This is a genomic window from Thermoplasmata archaeon (assembly GCA_036395115.1).
Classification (GTDB): Archaea; Thermoplasmatota; Thermoplasmata; order RBG-16-68-12; family RBG-16-68-12; genus RBG-16-68-12.
In genome coordinates this window covers 144,770-160,559 of record DASWDU010000005.1, presented here as the reverse complement: position 1 = coordinate 160,559, position 15,790 = coordinate 144,770, and the positions used below count along the sequence as shown (strand labels likewise).

Annotated in this window: 14 protein-coding genes; 3 read left to right on the top strand and 11 right to left on the bottom strand. The window is 64.9% G+C overall.

Going from position 1 to position 15,790, the window contains the following annotated elements; genetic code table 11:
- The 3 genes from VF992_01525 to VF992_01515 form a co-directional block, all read right to left on the bottom strand.
- Positions 1-478, bottom strand: a 478-nt coding sequence (locus VF992_01525) for a hypothetical protein (GenBank protein HEX9339839.1), incomplete at its 3' end; no start/stop codon positions are given.
- 407 nt (positions 479-885) lie between these two features.
- Positions 886-1,428 carry a class I SAM-dependent methyltransferase gene (locus VF992_01520; GenBank protein ID HEX9339838.1) on the bottom strand — a complete coding sequence of 181 codons (543 nt, stop codon included), beginning with the start codon at positions 1,426-1,428 and terminating at the stop codon, positions 886-888.
- A 139-nt stretch (positions 1,429-1,567) separates the two neighbouring features.
- Entirely contained in the window at positions 1,568-2,098 is a 531-nt protein-coding gene (locus tag VF992_01515; GenBank protein ID HEX9339837.1) for a hypothetical protein, read from the bottom strand.
- 230 nt (positions 2,099-2,328) lie between these two features.
- Between VF992_01515 and VF992_01510 the strand changes: the two genes are divergently transcribed.
- A complete protein-coding gene (locus tag VF992_01510; GenBank protein ID HEX9339836.1) occupies positions 2,329-3,645 on the top strand; it encodes a glutamate-1-semialdehyde 2,1-aminomutase in 1,317 nt (438 codons plus the stop codon).
- Here VF992_01510 and VF992_01505 read toward each other — a convergent pair whose 3' ends face one another.
- Positions 3,646-4,476, bottom strand: a complete 831-nt coding sequence (locus VF992_01505) for a 3-keto-5-aminohexanoate cleavage protein (protein HEX9339835.1) — start codon at positions 4,474-4,476, stop codon at positions 3,646-3,648.
- 158 nt (positions 4,477-4,634) lie between these two features.
- Here VF992_01505 and VF992_01500 point away from each other — a divergent pair, with 158 nt between their 5' ends.
- Positions 4,635-5,906, top strand: a complete 1,272-nt coding sequence (locus VF992_01500; protein HEX9339834.1) for an MFS transporter — start codon at positions 4,635-4,637, stop codon at positions 5,904-5,906.
- Here the strand turns inward: VF992_01500 and VF992_01495 are convergent.
- From VF992_01495 to VF992_01465, 7 genes are all read right to left on the bottom strand, one after another.
- The gene (locus tag VF992_01495; protein HEX9339833.1) at positions 5,896-7,683 is read right to left on the bottom strand and encodes an oligopeptide/dipeptide ABC transporter ATP-binding protein; all 1,788 of its coding nucleotides are present in this window, start codon (positions 7,681-7,683) and stop codon (positions 5,896-5,898) included. The two genes, VF992_01500 and VF992_01495, sit on opposite strands and share 11 nt — an antisense overlap.
- Positions 7,680-8,678 carry an ABC transporter ATP-binding protein gene (locus tag VF992_01490; protein ID HEX9339832.1) on the bottom strand — a complete coding sequence of 333 codons (999 nt, stop codon included), beginning with the start codon at positions 8,676-8,678 and terminating at the stop codon, positions 7,680-7,682. The genes VF992_01495 and VF992_01490 overlap by 4 nt, the downstream gene beginning before the upstream one ends.
- A gap of 2 nt (positions 8,679-8,680) precedes the next feature.
- The gene (locus VF992_01485; protein ID HEX9339831.1) at positions 8,681-9,604 is read right to left on the bottom strand and encodes an ABC transporter permease; all 924 of its coding nucleotides are present in this window, start codon (positions 9,602-9,604) and stop codon (positions 8,681-8,683) included.
- An 8-nt stretch (positions 9,605-9,612) separates the two neighbouring features.
- A complete protein-coding gene (locus VF992_01480) occupies positions 9,613-10,620 on the bottom strand; it encodes an ABC transporter permease (GenBank protein HEX9339830.1) in 1,008 nt (335 codons plus the stop codon).
- Between the two features lie 47 nt (positions 10,621-10,667).
- A complete protein-coding gene (locus tag VF992_01475) occupies positions 10,668-13,265 on the bottom strand; it encodes an ABC transporter substrate-binding protein (protein HEX9339829.1) in 2,598 nt (865 codons plus the stop codon).
- A 123-nt stretch (positions 13,266-13,388) separates the two neighbouring features.
- Positions 13,389-14,951, bottom strand: coding sequence for an aldehyde dehydrogenase family protein (locus tag VF992_01470; protein HEX9339828.1), 1,563 nt, complete (start codon positions 14,949-14,951; stop codon positions 13,389-13,391).
- 138 nt (positions 14,952-15,089) lie between these two features.
- Positions 15,090-15,365: a hypothetical protein gene (locus tag VF992_01465; protein ID HEX9339827.1), complete on the bottom strand. Its 276-nt coding sequence runs from the start codon at positions 15,363-15,365 to the stop codon at positions 15,090-15,092.
- Between the two features lie 80 nt (positions 15,366-15,445).
- Between VF992_01465 and VF992_01460 the strand changes: the two genes are divergently transcribed.
- Entirely contained in the window at positions 15,446-15,751 is a 306-nt protein-coding gene (locus tag VF992_01460; GenBank protein ID HEX9339826.1) for a non-heme iron oxygenase ferredoxin subunit, read from the top strand.
- Positions 15,752-15,790 lie beyond the last annotated feature (39 nt).

The following is a 15,790-nucleotide window of genomic DNA, read 5'->3' as shown; positions in this document are numbered from 1 at the left end:
GCAACCGCGAAGCATTTCGGGCGGCTTGGATGAAGAGGTCCGTCAGCGGGCCCGTCCGCCACGAACGCGGTCGCTGTTCGACGGCTCGACGAACTTGCTCGGCGACTTGACTTTCCCCGAGGGCGACGGAGTCCAAGCCCGCTGCCACGTGGAACAGATGAACGGCGGCGTCCGGTCCCTCCAGGCAGTAGGTGTATCCGCTGCCCTGCGGGAGCCCGAAACCGCGATCGAGCGCGGACATCGCCGCCTCCAGGTTCGAGGTCGTCACATATGCTTCCACGCGGTTGCAGGTCTTCAAGAGGATGAGATCTCGGAGAGCGTTCGTCGGGGTTCGTCCGCGGCGGAACCGCGCATACGTGACGCGGTCGAGCAGGGTCTCTCGAATCTCGAGGGGAGTCGTGCGATGGTTTGCTCCGAAGACCAAGAGCCGCGACGGAGCGGAGGCGCCCGGCGCGGCATCGCGAGGACTCGACGCCATCCGATTGCTCCCGCTCGACCCGCGTTTCCTACTTGAACGTTCTCTCTAAGGATTATCATCAGTTCGATGATAATGCTGAATCCGAGAGCCGGCGACTTGCGATCCTGGCCGCATGCACAATCGGCTGGCCGCATTCCGGTGGTGGCCCCCGACAGATCCTAGTCGTAATCCCGGCGTGTTCGAGCGCCCTCCTCGATTTCAGCGTCCGGAAGAAACGGTTTATAGGATGCGGGCATTGGGACGCGGAGAAGCCGCTCGTGCAAGCGGTGTGAGGTCCGAGACGGAGGATGGTACCGATACGCCGCGTCGCAAATACGGTCGGATGATCAAGCCCCTTCCCGTCATGAAACCGGAGAAGTGCCGGTTCTGCAAGGCCGGGAAGCCGTGCCCGATTCACAAGAAGGAAACTACGGCTTCTCCGCGATGACGAGGCACGCGGCCCAGTTAAGTCGTTCGTACGAAAGGAGGCGGAGCCCCGCGCGAGCCATCAACTCGCGGTAGTCCGATTCCGTGTAGATCGGCACGAAAGCCGCGAGGAGGAGAGTGGCGGGAGACAAGATGATCACGCGACCTTCGGGCCGTAGCAGCTCCGCCGCGATGGCCGCCCCCACGGGCGCGCTCGGGAGGTAGTAGAACGACCCTGCGAACACGATCGAGTCGAACGTGGGCCCTCGGAACGGGGGGCGCATGAAATCGGCCTGGACCAGGTGGCCTCGATATCGGGCGCGGCGGAGCATCTCGCGCGAGAGGTCGATCCCCACCGCTTCATCGAGGTGATTCGTCGTGAAACCGGTTCCCACGCCGACATCCAGGACGCGCTTCCCTCGGATTGCCAGCCGGACGCGGTCGAGCCATTCCCCCCTGTAGATTCGCGCGTTGATCCGATCGTATCGGCTCGCCAACCGATCGAAGAATTTCTTGGGCCGGCCGCCCCCAGTGAGCAACGGCACGGTGGACCCGATACCCGTTCCTATTGATGCCTATCGCTTTCGAGCGCCCATCGGGGCGGAGTTGGACCCTGCGGAGCCGTCCCTCGGCAAAAGGGGGGGCACCCCTCGGTGCCCCCGTTGATCCGGTCTGGTTCGAGGCCTAGCTGCTCGTGCAGGTAACGCCCGAGCTCGGCACAGATCCGTCCGACGTTGGCGAACTGAACGTGCAGCTCACGGTCAGGACGACCGTCCCGGGTGGCTGCTCCACGGTGATCGTGGCGCTCGTGAACGCCATGTCCGTGATGTCCTCAATCCAATTCGGGTTCGAGCAATCCGGCGCTCCCGGAACCGGCGTTGTTGGCGACTGCGTCGTGACCGCAAACGGCGTGTTGCCGTTCTTGATCTCGCTCTTCGGAATCGGTTCGCTCCCGGTGACCGTGATCGGCGCTGGGTTCTGCCCTGGCGGCTCGTGCGTGTCGCTGCCTGGGTTCGTGCACGTCGCCGTCGGGTTTCCCACGGCGGTCAGCTTGACGAGCACGTCCTCAAACCCGAGACCCGACAGTTCGCCCGAAGCGCTCAAGGTGAGGCCGCCGTCGAAGAACGACGGCTCCGCGTGGGAACCCCCCTTGAGATGGACGCTCGACGCGAGGGCCGGCGGTGCCAAGGCGAGACCGATCAAAAACGTAGACACAAGCGCGATTCCTGTCACTTTCCATTTCACGGCGTATCCTCTCCTTAATCGTGTCCTGCCGCACGATAGATGGGTGGCATCATGTTTGTGGAACGGTTTTTGCAGAGCTTTCGCGGGTTCCTAGATTGCCGATCGTGGGCGTCGGGCGGCGGATATCTCTTTGCTAACCTCCGGGGACGGAGCCGTTCGACGAAGATTATATCGGCCGCGAGCCGATGGCCTCGGAGCCGATGACCACAGCAGAAGGGTCCGGGTTCGCGGCTCGGACGAAAGCATCCCGGACGTATGCGGCCCGAGCCCGTCGTTCGATGCCCGGTGGCGTGACGGCCGGGGTCAAGTACTTCGATCCGTACCCGGTTGCCATGAGCAAGGCGAAGGGCTGCCGTCTCTGGGATCTCGACGGGAACGAGTACGTCGACTATTGTCTCTCGTTCGGCCCTCTCGTCCTCGGCCATGGTCACCCGCGTGTCATGAAGGCGATTCGCGATTCCCTACAGAGTGCGGGCACGACCATGTTCGGGACGCCGCACGAGCTCGAGGCGACGTACGCGGAACGCCTCTTGCAGATTTTTCGTCCGGACGGGAAGCTGCGTTTCACGGTGTCGGGGACCGAGGCGACCGTCCACGCCGTGCGCGCCGCGCGGGCGTACCGCCAGCGGCCGATGATCGCGAAGTTCGAAGGGCACTATCACGGCGGCGTCGACGAGTTCCTTGTGAGCCACGCGCCATCGAAAGCGGAGACGGAGCGCGGACTGCGCCCGGTTTCCGGATCGCGCGGCACCCCGGACCATGTGCTCGAGAACACGCTCGTGCTCCCTTTCAACGATCTCGCCGAGACCGAGGCGCGGATCCGAGATCACGCGAATCGCCTTGCATGCGTCATCATGGAGCCGGTCGAGCGATCGTACATCGCTCCCGATCCGGAGTTCTTGAAAGGAGTTCGGGAGATCACGGCTCGAAACGACATCCCGCTGATTTTCGACGAAGTCATGAGCGGCTTCCGCGTCGCATTCGGAGGCGCCCAGCACGCGTTCGGCGTCACACCGGACCTCACGTGCCTGGGGAAGATCATCGGTGGCGGCCTCCCGTGCGGTGCATTCCTCGGTCGCTCGGACATCCTCGACCTCGCCGATCCCCGGTCGGGCGAATTCTTCCACAGCAGCACGTTCGCCGGATATCCGCTGGCGATGGCGGCCGGGATGGCGACGCTCGATGAGCTCGAGGCGCCAGGGGCTTTCGAAGGCGTCCTCGCGGAGAGCCGGAAACTGGCCTCCGGAATCGAGCGGCTCTTCGAACAACACCGCGTCCCCGCCCGCGTTCCGTTGGTCGGCACCGTCTTTTCGATCCTCTTCGTCGACGGCACCATCCGAACCTATCGCGACACACTCCGCGAGGACTCGAAGAAACGAAAGGCCCTCGACCTCGCCTTGCTCGAACGAGGGATTTTCGTCAAGCCGACGAAGCCGTTCTACCTATCGACGGCGCACGACGACGCCGCGATTCGCCACACGATTGAGGCGATGGACGACGCACTGCCGGCCGCGTGACTATCCCCGCGGCGCGAGATCCATGAGCCGCCGGGCCTCGTCCGGCGTCGCGACTTCCCGCTGCAGATCGTCGGCCAGGTGCCGCGCGCGAGCCACGAGTTCCTCGTTGCGCGCGAGGACGCCCCTCTTCAGATAGAGATTGTCCTCGAGGCCGACCCGGACGTGTCCGCCCATTACGATGGCCAGAGTCGTCATGGGCAGCTGCATCCGCGACATGCCCGCGACGACGTAGGTCGAGCGGGGCGGGAGCTGATTCGCCATGTGGACGAGGTTCTCGGGGGTCGCGGGGATGCCGCCGTCCACGCCCATCACGAGCTGGAAGTGCGCGGGTTCTTTCACGAGGCCCATCTCGATCAGCCCCTTGCCCTGCTGGATGAACCCGACGTCGAACGCCTCGATCTCCGGCTTGATGCCCCGATCGACCATCGTCTTCGCGAGGAACTGGACCGTCTCGACGGAGTTTACGTAGACGACCGACGGTTTGCGGCCCGCGAAATTCAGGGAGCCGGTCGTCAGGCTCCCCATCTCCGGATTCGTCTGCAGCGGCGCCGCGCGGTCCGCGTCGGTCACCCCGGCGATGCCGCTCGTCGACGTCATCACGATGAGTTTCGTGCGCTTCCGGATCTTTTCGACCGTCTCCTTGAAGATGTCGAATCGAGACGTGGGTCGCTCTTGGTCGTCCCGGCAGTGGACGTGGATGATGGAGGCGCCTTCCTGCTCGCATCGATACGCGGTTTCCGCGATCTCGTCCGGAGTCACGGGCACGTGAGGGGTGTCCTTCTTCCGCGGAACGGACCCCGTTGGCGCGACCGTGATGATGAGCTTGTCCATCGGCTGGCGCCCCGCGGAACACGCGGTTGCTTTGTAAGTCTTTGCGCCGTCCCGATGGTTAAGGACGCCGGTCGCTGCCGGAGGCGGGCAACCTGACGGCCCGCGGCACCAACGTCTAATAGGGGTCCAGTTTCGTCGGTTCCCCGGGAGGCGGCGACGTGACGGAACTGGCGCGTCGGGTCCGCCGCTTCTACGCGTACACGGGCGCCTCGTCGTTCGCCCTCTGGATCCCGTTCTGGACGCTCTGGATCCGCGGCAACGTCGGGTCGGACTTCGAGTTCACCCTCGTCGACGTCGCGTTCTGGCTCGGCATGCTCGCGTTCCAGCTGCCGGTCGGCGTGATGGCGGACCGCGTCGGCCGGAAGCGGACGATCGTCCTGAGCGAGGCGATCCGGTCCGCCGGGATCCTGGGATACGGCCTCGGGATGAGCTTCGCCGGGTACGTTATCGCGAACGTCGTTTGGTCGCTGGGCGCCGCGTTCTCGATCGGGACGTCCGCGTATCTGTACGACGCGCTCCTCGAGGCTGGCCACGAGTCGGAGTTCCCGCGGTACATCGGACGGAACACGACCATCCAACTCGTTTCGAACGCCGCGGGCGCGTTCGCGGGTGGCCTATTCGTCCAGGCGGTCGGGGAGATCCGGCTCACGCTGTTCGTCGGCGCGGCGCTGAACCTCGCGGCCGTCGCGGTCGCCCTGACGTTCGCGGAGCCGAACGTGGCGCGGACGACGGAGCCGACGTACGCGGCGCAGCTGCGACAGGGTCTGCGAATCGTGCGCCGACGCGAGGGCGTCGCCCTCCTGATTGGCCTCGAGGTGTTCTTGGGGATCACCTTGTACGCGATGGCGCTTTTCCGCCCGCTGTATCTGCAGTTCCTCGGCCTCTCTCCCGCGGAGATCGCCCTCGCTATCTCCGGCTTCCTACTGATCGCGGCGGTATGTTCCGCGTTCGCCGGCGGGATCGCGCGTCGGCTCGGCGAATTCGGCACGATCGCGCTCATGGTTGCCCTGGCGTCGGCAGCGTTCGTCGCGATGTTCGGCGCCGGCCGTTGGGCGGCGGCCGTCCTGTTCCAGATCCCGATCTACGTCGTCTGGAGCCTTCAGCCCGCGCTGACGACGGCGTTCCTAAACCGCCGCCTCGAGCCCGGGCAGCGGGCGACCGTCCTCTCGATGGGATCGTTCGCGTACACCCTCGGGATTGTGATTCTGGAGCCGCTCGTCGGGCTGCTCACGACGGCGACGGAGCTTGTGAACCTCGGCCTGTTCCTGGGCGCCGTCACGGTCGTGCCGTGCTCGTACATCCTCGTCCGATGGCGGACGACCGTCACGCCGTGGCCCGCCGTGACGCCGCTGCCCTCGCGCCTCCTGGTGGGCGCGCGGGTCTCCCGATTCCACCGGCTGTTCGAGCGACTGAGCCGCCTCAGGCCGTGACGGCCTGGGGCGTTTCGATCGGCGCGGTGACGAGGTGGCACGCCACGACGTTTCCCGGCTCGACCTCGACGAGTTGAGGCTCGGACCCCTCGTGCAACGTGACCCGGACGGTCGCTCCGCTCGGCCGGATATCCGCGATGCCTTTGAGGGCGAGGCGCGAATCCCGGTTCGCCTCGGTCAGGGATCGGAGCGTCAAGGCCGCGGCCTCGACGGAGGCCCCAGGCATCAGCCCGATGTCGACTGTCCCTGTTTCCAAGGGCTCGATCGACGCGATGCCAGGCAGGAGGCCAGCTGCCTGAGCCGACCGGAGTTCTTCGGAGACCTCGGCCGCGCTCCAGCCGCACCGTTCGAAGGCGAGGGGACACCGCGGATGGAACCGACATCCCGGCGGGATGGCGACCGGGTCCGGTCGCTCCCCGCGGAGGATGATCCGCTCGACCTTGTGTCTCGGATCGGGGCTCGGCACGACGGAGATGAGCGCCTGCGTGTACGGATGCTTCGGACGCGCGATGACTTGCTCCGTCGAGCCCAGCTCGACGATCTTCCCGAGATACATGACGCCAATCCGGTCGGCGAGGACCCAGGCCAAGGAAAGGTCGTGCGTGATGAACAAGTACGTGAGGCCCCGGCTCCGGCGGAGGTCGAGCATCAGCTGGAGGATCTCCGTGCGGATCGAGACATCGAGCATCGACACGGGCTCGTCCGCCACGATGAAGTCCGGCTGGAGCACGAGGGCCGCGGCGATCGACACGCGCTGCCGCTGGCCGCCGCTCAGTTCGTGCGGGAAGCGGAAAACGAACTCGCTCGCGGGCCTCAGGCCGACGTCCTCGAGCGTCCGAACCACCAGGTCGCTCACCTCCTCGGGGTTCGTCACGATCTTGTTCACCAGGAGGGGCTCCGCGACGATCTCGTAGACGGATTGTTTCGGGTTCAGGGACTCGTAAGGATCTTGAAAGATCAGCTGCAAGCGTCTCCGGAGCCCTCGGATCCGGATCCCGGTCATGCCCTCTCGTCGCTTGCGGGAGTCAATCCAGAACGCGCTCACGCCGCCGGCGACGATTGGGCCGAACGCAGTCGCGAAGAGCATTCCGAAAAGATCCTCCTGCCAAGGAGCCCCGAGCGCTACGCTCGGGTCATACAGCGTCGAGGTAACGAGGGCATGGAAGAAGAACGCGGGAAGCGACACGCCGATGATCGCGAGGAAAGCCGCGGCCGTGAGCACGATCGGTGTTCGATTCCAAGGTCTCGCCGGCGGCAGGGAGCCGATGAATCCCAGAGCGAAACCTACACCGATCGCGATTCCGAGGGTCTTGGTGGGGTCCACGAACGGGTCCGTCAGGAGGCCCACGAGGGCGCCCGGAATCAGGAGTGCAGCGAGGAACGCCGTCTCGACCATCGCGATTAGCGTGGCGAACTGCGCATAGGTCCACGCCTGTGTTTCTTTCCAGGTGATTGAATGCTTCCGTCGGAGCTCATCAAGGCGGCGGGCTGTGGCCGGGCCCGTGGCGTCGCGGGTCGCCGCCTCGTAATTCCGGAATTCGGCGTCTGGCATGTCGACGAAGATGTCGCCTTCCGTCGACTCGACGAGCTTGAGGATCGCCTTGCCCGTCGTCGTCTTGCCACACCCGCTCTCGCCGACGAGGCAGAAGACCTCCCCGCGACGGATGTCGAACGACGCGCCATCGACGGCCCGGACCCACGTGGGCTCGCCGCCGACGAACTCGCGGAGGAGACCGTGTCGCAGAGGAAACCAGACCTTCAGGTCTCGGATTCTCACGAGGGGCTCGGCCGGATCGGTCGTCCCGTCACCTCCGTGACCTCAGGATAAAGGAAGCAAGCGGCCTGACGGCCCGGTGCGATCGCGGACAAGCGCGGCTCGGCCTTGACGCAGCGGTCGAACGCGAACTTGCAGCGTGGGTGGAACACGCAGCCCGGCGGAGGATCGATCAGGCTCGGCACGTCTCCGGCGATCGCGTCCGGCATCGTCCGGGGGCCTCGGATATCCGGGAAGGCGCCGACCAGGCCCTGCGTGTACGGGTGCTTCGGATCCGTGAAGACGTCCACGGTCTTACCCGCTTCCATCGTCTTGCCCGCATACATGATCGTCGCATGGTCGCACGTGTCTGCGAGGACGGACAGGTCGTGGCTGATCAGGATCATCGAGAGGTTCAGTTCCTTGCGCAGGCGTTCGAGGAGGTCGAGGATCTGCGCCTGGATCATCACATCGAGCGCGGTTACCGGCTCGTCGGCGATCACGAGCTTCGGGTTGCAGGCGAGCGCCATGGCGATCATCACCCGCTGTCGCATGCCCCCGGAGAATTCGTGCGGGTAGTCGTTGACCCGCTTCCGGGAGATGCCGACCAGCTCGAGCAGATCGCCGGCGCGTTGCCTCGCAGCCGCCTCCTCCACCTTCTCATGGAGCACGATTGGCTCCGCGATCTGTTTCCCGACACGCTGGACGGGGTTGAGCGAGTTCATCGCTCCTTGGAAGACGATCGAGATTTGCCGCCATCGGATCTTCCGCATTGTCATCTCCGAGAGACGCACGAGGTCGCGGCCGTCGAAGCGGACGGAGCCCCGTACGATCCGGCCGTTCGGCGGGAGGAGGCGGATCAGAGAGAGCGCGGTCGTCGTCTTCCCGCAGCCGCTCTCCCCGGCGAGCCCCATCGCCTCTCCAGCTTCCACGTCGAACGAGGCCCCGTCGACGGCGTGAACGATTCCGCCCTTGGTCTGGAATTCGACCACGAGGTCGCGGACCTCCAGGAGCGCCACGGTCAACGTCTCCGAAGGCGCGGGTTCAGGATCTCATCGAGGGCGTAGCCGAACAGGTAGAATCCGAAGACGAGGAATACGATGCAGAGGCCCGGGACGACCATCCAGCCGGGCATCCCGATTGTGAGGGCGTCGTTCTCGTACGCCTCTGCGATGATGCGGCCCCAGCTCACGTTGTTTTTTACGGAGAGGCCCAGGAAAGCCAGGACGCTCTCCGAGAGGATCGAGATGGCCACCGTCAGGATTGTGTTCGCGAAGATGAGCGGGAAGGCGTTCGGGAAGATGTGGCGGATGAGGATGTGTGCATTCGAGGACCCGATCATGCGCCCCCGCTCGACGAACATCCTCTCCTTCAGGCTGAGGACTTGGCTCCGGATGACCCGGGCAGTCACCGACCATCCCGTGAAACCGATGACGAAGACGATCCCCCAGATGTCCAGATAGGAGACACGCGCCGCCACGACGATCATCAAGACGAGCCATGGGATCGACAGGACGACGTCGTTGACACGCATGATCACCTCGTCGACCCAACCCCCCACGAAGCCGGACACGAGCCCGACCACCGTCCCGATGACGCTCGCGACGATGGCGGAGAAGATTCCGACGATGAGCGAGATTTGCGTCCCCCAAATGACCTGCGAGTAGATGTCGTAATCGAAAGCGTTCGTGCCGAGCGGGTGCGTTGTCGTGTACGGCGTGCGCGGCAGCGCGTCTGGGACGGCCTCGAGCGGTCCGTACGGAGCGAGCCAGGGTGCTGCGAGGGCGAGGAAGAAGAAGAACGCCAACAAGCAGAGCCCGGTCATCGCCGTGTAATTGTGCAGCACCTGGAGGCCGACTTCCCGGAAACGGCGGCCGAGGACGGTCGCCCTCGCGCGGAAAGGCGATACGACCTTCGCGGACTGGACGACCTGGACTGTACCCACGGAGCACCTCACGAGATCTTGATCCTCGGATCGAGCAGAAGCAGGAGGAAGTCCGAGACTAGGTTCGCAATCACGACCGCGACGCCACCGATGACGATGATGAACTGGAGCAGTGGATAGTCGAGATTGTGGATTGCCTCAAGCGTGCGATAGCCGATCCCCTGGTAGCGGAAAACGACCTCCACTTGATAGGCGCCACCCAGGATGAACGCCGTGTTCAAGGCGATCAGCGAGACCATCGGCGGCATCCCGTTCGGCAAGATGTGCCGCCGGAGCACCTGGCCATCGCTCAGCCCCTTCGCCTTCGCGGTGATCGTGAAGTCCTCCGTCATGACGTCGATGAGCGAGCTGCGCATCACGAGCGAAATCCCGGCCAACGTCGCGAGCGAAAGCGTCATCGCCGGCAGGACGAGATGCGCCGTCGCATCGGCGACGTGGACCCAGTCCCAGGCCCAGGGGAGGAGGCGGTCGTTGAAGTAGCCCGATGTCGGGAGCGCGGGCCACCACGTGAACCATGAGCGGAGCGGCGAATTCGACCGGAAGAGCGCTTGGAGAACGAGGCCGAGCCAGAAGATCGGCATCCCATAAAAGAAGATCCCGAGACCCGTGGTGAAGAAGTCGAACGGCTTCCCTCGGCGGACCGCGGCATACGCGCCGACTAGCATCCCGATCAAGATTGTGAATACGGTGGACGTGCCGACCAAGAGGAGCGTCCAACTTAGATCGTGAAGGAGGATTTCCGCCACGGGCCGCTTGTAGTTGTAGGAGATGCCCCAATCGAGCGTGAACAGCCTCTGCAGGTAGATGACGAACTGCTCCCACTGCGACTTGTCAAGGCCGAAGAACTGGATCACGTAGTCCCGGAACCCGATATACTTCGGATCGCGTGGGATAATTGAGAGCGACGGGTCGCCCGGCATCAGGCGGATGAGGACGTAGTTCAGGCAGACGATTCCGAAGATAGTGATGCCTGCGTTGATGATTCGCCGAGCTACGATCCGGAGGAGTCGACTCATCGCTCGTCACGCTCCTGGGCCCAGGCGACGCGCATCGCCGCCATCGTTCACTGCGGGGGCGGCGGTGGCGGCGGTGGCGGCTGCTCTCGCCGCTCCTCTTCCTCCTTGGAGACCTTCCGACGACGCAAGATAACGGTCGCGATTGCGGCGACGGCGACGAGCACGATGGCCAGCGGAACGCCGTAGTTGATCCACGGATTCACTTCGCCCGTGGTCCCACCGCCTCCGGTCGTCTGCGTCTGAATCAGGATCGGTGCGGTCTTCGTCTGGACGTGTCCCGCGCCGGGCTGGTTATCCGTCACGGTGACCGTCAGCGTGTAGTCGCCCGCTTGCGCATACGCGTGGACCTGTACGACCCTCTGATTCGTTACCGTGTTCGTGCTCGTGTTGGAAGCGCTGGCCCCGTCACCGAAGTCCCACTCGATTGAGAGCGGGTCGCCCTCAGGATCGCGCACGGTAACGCCGAATGCAATCGACTGGTTAGCCCAGCCGTGGTCCAGGCCGCTCGGGAACTGGTAGTCGAGCGTCGCCACGGGCGGCAAGTTGCCGCTCGGCGCCGCGATCGTCGCGGTCGTGGTCGCGCACACCGGCCACTCGGAGTCCGTGATTCGCACGCTCACGTTGAACGTTCCCGTCGACGCGAACGTGTGGTCGACGGAGTTGGTTGTCGTGGTAACGGTCGGCGTGCCGTCGCCGAAGTCCCAAACGAAGTTCAGCGGCTCGTTGTTCGGGTCCGCCGCGACGACGTTGATCGTCACGGGACTGCCGCTGACATAGTCGATCGGTTGGAGTGACGAGAGAATGGGAGCCGGGTTGTCGTGCGGAGACAGCTTGAAGTATAGGTTCGGAAGCGCGCTGTCCATTGCGTCGCCCGGGTAGGTTGCGAAGTCGGGCCATCCTTGCCAGCCGTACGCCAGGTCCGTCCGGTTCGTGGCGCCGTAGAGCTTCTGCGGGTAGTTCGCGATGATGTACGACGCGTAGTCGTAGACCATCTTCTGCATCGTGTAGACGATCTGCCGACGGACGGCCGGATCCGTGGCCGAGAGGGATTGGTTATAGAGCGAATCGAACGTCGAATTCGTGTACCAGTTGTCCGTCGTCGAAGATGGGATCGCCATCGTCGTCTGGACGTACAGAATGTCGAGGGAGACTTCCGCGAGGGTCGCGAAATCCCAATCCCAGTACCACAGGTCGTAGTCGCTGTTCTTCCAGATCGTGTTCATCTGGTTCGTGGGCAGCACGATGTAGCCTGGGACCGGGTTATAGCGGTTGTCGACCGTCTGGATCCCCGCCTGCCGCAGCCAGACGCTCATATTCGCGATTGCAACGGCGAACTCCGGATGGGAGTCGGGCGCGTACAGCCGGAAGACGAGACCCTGCGTCCCTCCGGCCTGGTAGAGAGGTGTCGCATCCGGGGCGAGGTTGCCGGCCGCGTCGTACGTCCAGCCCGCGTCGTTCAGCATCGTTCGGGCCGCGGCCGGGTCGAACTTGTACAGCTCGGCCGACGTGAACGGCCGGTGCCACGGGTTCACCGCGGGGACGACACTATCGGCCACCGTCGCGAGGCCTACGTATGCGTACCGCACGATCGCATCCTTGTCGATGCTCATCGCGACGGCTTTCCGGACCGTTTCGTTCAACAGGACCTGATTGTTCGTCGCGCCGCCCGCGGTCTTTCCGAGCGCGGTACGCAGGCTGTCGGTCATTTGGTTCAACGCGATTTCGCCGATGAAACCGGACGGCACTTGCCACCGGAACATTCCGTTCCCGGTCGACGGGACGGCGGAGAACGTGGCCGCGGAGATGTCGAAGATCCCGTCGAGGTTGTCCGGAGGCCCCGCCTTGAACGCGTCCACCATCGCGCCGGATGTCGAGTAGGGGAGGATGCGAACTTCGTCCGGGCGCGAAATCCGACAATAGTCGGCAACGCCGTAGTAGTTCGGACTCCGGTGCAAGATGATTAGGCCGCCGGCAAGGTCGCTGTTCGAGTCGAAATACAGCGGGCCCGAGCCGACGACGGTGCGGGGCTCCTGCGTCACCGGATTGCGGATGGAGGCCCAGAGGTACTGTGGCAAGATCGGGACGCCCGTCAGGGTCGAGTACATGGGGGCGTACGGCTCCTTCGTCACGATTTGCACCGTGTAGGCGTCGATCTTTGAGACGCTGCTGAGCGCCGTGACATAGCCGCTCAAGACACTGCCGGGGTTATCGATGAGTAGCTGATAGGAGAACACGACGTCGTCGGCGGTCACCGCATGGGAGGTGTCCGCGGGGATCGTCGGGTCCGTGAAGACCGCGTCACGGACGAGATTGCACGTCCAAGTCACGTCGTCAAGGCCCACCGTGCATCCGGTGGCCAAATCGCCCACCGCACGGTACGAGCTGTCGTACGTCAGGAGCGTGCTGTAGACGCTATAGACTACAATGAACTCCAGGGTGAGCGTGATTGCATTCGGGTTGACCGTGATCGCCTTCAAACCGGTCTGTCCGAGCCGGAGCGACCGGAACGGAGCTGCGGGCGAAGCGCCGGGCGGCGTCGATGCAGAGGTCACGGCCGCCATCGCGGTGAGGACCAAGGCGGCAATGAGCAGTGTGACGATGAGTCGCCTTATTGACGCCCAAGATACGTGGTCCTGCCCGGCCAACGCGACCCCGACCCGAACGACACATGGAGGACGGCCCCCATGCAGCGTGATGACGGGATTCGATGGGAATCTATATAATGTTTCTCGGGTCGCGTGAATTGGGACGTCCCTTGGAGCGGACCCTCACGCGTATTCCGACTGGCTCTGCTCCCGCATGAACTGCGGGAGGTAGTAGTGGGCGCCCGCCGACTTGCCCGAGCTCCCGGACATCTTCCAGCCACCGAACGGCTGCACGCCGACGACCGCGCCGGTTGTCGCGCCGACCGCGCGGTTCGCGTACAGCACGCCCGCCTGGATCTCCGAGAAGAACCGCCGGAGGTCCGCGGGCTCCCGCGTGAAGATGCCCGCCGTGAGCCCGTAGTCCACGTCGTTCGCGACGCGCACCGCATCGTCGAGGCCGTCGACCTCGATGACCGAGAGGATGGGGACGAAGAGCTCTTCCCTGTTGATCCGGTGATCGCGCGGGAGGCCATCGACGATCGTCGGCGCGACGAAGTGACCGGGCCCCTTGCCCGACGTGCCGCCCGTGAGGATCGTGCCCTTCGACCGCTTGATCTCCTGGATCGCCTTGTCGTACGTCGCGACCGCGGCCCCGTTGATGACCGGCCCCAGGTAGACGTCGCGCACCGTCGGGTCGCCGACCTTGATACTCTGCGTCTCCGCGACGAGTCGCTCAACGAACGCGTCCTTCACCCGTCGGTCGACGAGGACGCGCGAGCACGCGGAGCACTTCTGCCCGCCGTACCCGAACGCGGCGCGCATGACGCCCAGCGCGGCCTTCTCCAGGTCCGCGGTCGCCGTGACGATCGTCGGGTTCTTGCCGCCCATCTCCGTGATGACGGGCTTCGGTCGCGCCTCGCCGAACGCGCGGAACGCCTTCATGCCGACGGCCCGCGACCCCGTGAAGACGAATCCGTCGACGTCTGCGTTCTCGACGAGCTCCTGGCCGACGGCGTCGCCCGGTCCGGTGACGTAGTTGAAGATCCCGGGCGGGAGGCCCGCTTCGTGCAGGACCTCGCAGAGCTTCAGGCCCAAGAACGGCGTGTCGCTCGCCGGCTTAAAGACGACCGTGTTGCCCGTGATGAGCGCGCCCGTCGACATCCCGGCCGCGATCGCGAGGGGGAAGTTGAACGGCGCGACGACGGCCCACACGCCGTACGGCTTCAGGATCGAGCGGGTCGTCTCGCCCGGGATGAACTGCCCCATCGGACGCTCGTAGCCCTGGTTGCGGAGCATCTCCGCGGCGTACCAGCGCATTAGGTCCGCCGCTTCGTCGACATCGGCCATGGCCTCGTAGCGGTTCTTGCCGTTCTCGAAGGACATGAGCGCGGCGAGGGCGAACTTCCGCTCGGCGATGAGGTCCGCCGCGCGCTGGACGATCCGGACGCGCTCCGTGTATGGCGTCGCGGCCCACCCGGGGAACGCTGCCTTCGCCGCCTCGACCGCCTGCCTCGCGTGGGCCCTCGTTCCCTTCTGGAAGAGCCCGAGGACGAGCGTCGTGTCGGCGGGGCTGGAGTCCTCGAACGTTGCGTCGGCCCATGCCTCTTGGCCGCCGATGATCATCGGATGCTTCGCGCCGAGCTCCGTGCGGAGCTTGTCCACCGCGGCTTCGTAGTGCGCGTGGAACTCCTCCGTCTTCCCGAGATCCACCGCGTTCTGCCACGTCCGCTCGTTCCGGAATTCCATCGAACCACGCCCTCGGCCGACGGATGGCAGAGGCGTGAATAAGAGTTTCGCGTGGGCGACGACCACGAGGCGTTCCGCCGCTGCGGCGGAATCCGTCGGACCGCACGGCCGTCCGACTCGATCCACGGGACCGTGGCGTCACACGATGTACGAGTCGGGCGAGCCTTCGTACTTATCGTACTGGGCGAGCGCCCCGATCGCCGCGAGCAGTTCTCGGGCCCATTCTCGGGTGTACGAGTTCGCCGGGACCTCCGTCGTCGCGCCGAGCCAGTCGAAAATATCCTTGAAGGCCGCGCGCTGCTCGTCTTTCGTCAGACGGAGGTCGAGCTTCATGACCGTCTGCTCGAGTCGGTTCATGCCGAGCACGAACTCTTTGCACTGGGCCAGGAACTTCGCGTGCTCCTCTCGCGTCATGGAGAGACCCGTCCGTCCATGCAGCCCCGCTTCCATAAATGTTCGCAATCTTCATGATGGCGCCGCGGCTCGTGGTCCCGATGGCCACGTTCGTTCGGGTCGCGAAGGCCTCGGACCTTCCGCCGGGGAAGGGACGCGTCGTCGTCGTGCAGGGCCATCCCGTTGCACTGTTCAACGTCGACGGTCGGTTCTACGCCCTATCCAACGTCTGCTTGCACCGAGGCGGTCCCGTCGGCGAAGGGGAGCTCGACGGGTCCGTCGTAACGTGCCCGTTGCACGGATGGGAGTACGACGTCCGCACGGGCGCCAACACGATCAATCCGGCCGCGCGGCTTCGGACGTTCGAAGTGCGCCTCGAAGGCGATGATGTCCTCGTGGGCTCGTGAGCCGGGCGGTGCACATCGTACGGCATCTTCCTGGCTACG

What these genes read in the sequence shown, in the direction of transcription:
- VF992_01510 (HEX9339836.1), top strand. Translation starts at nt 2,329, where the DNA reads ATGACCACAGCAGAAGGGTCCGGGTTCGCGGCTCGGACGAAAGCATCC.
- VF992_01505 (HEX9339835.1), bottom strand. Translation starts at nt 4,476, where the DNA reads ATGGACAAGCTCATCATCACGGTCGCGCCAACGGGGTCCGTTCCGCGG.
- VF992_01470 (HEX9339828.1), bottom strand. Translation starts at nt 14,951, where the DNA reads ATGGAATTCCGGAACGAGCGGACGTGGCAGAACGCGGTGGATCTCGGG.
- VF992_01460 (HEX9339826.1), top strand. Translation starts at nt 15,446, where the DNA reads ATGGCCACGTTCGTTCGGGTCGCGAAGGCCTCGGACCTTCCGCCGGGG.
- VF992_01480 (HEX9339830.1), bottom strand. Translation starts at nt 10,620, where the DNA reads ATGAGTCGACTCCTCCGGATCGTAGCTCGGCGAATCATCAACGCAGGC.
- VF992_01465 (HEX9339827.1), bottom strand. Translation starts at nt 15,365, where the DNA reads ATGACGCGAGAGGAGCACGCGAAGTTCCTGGCCCAGTGCAAAGAGTTC.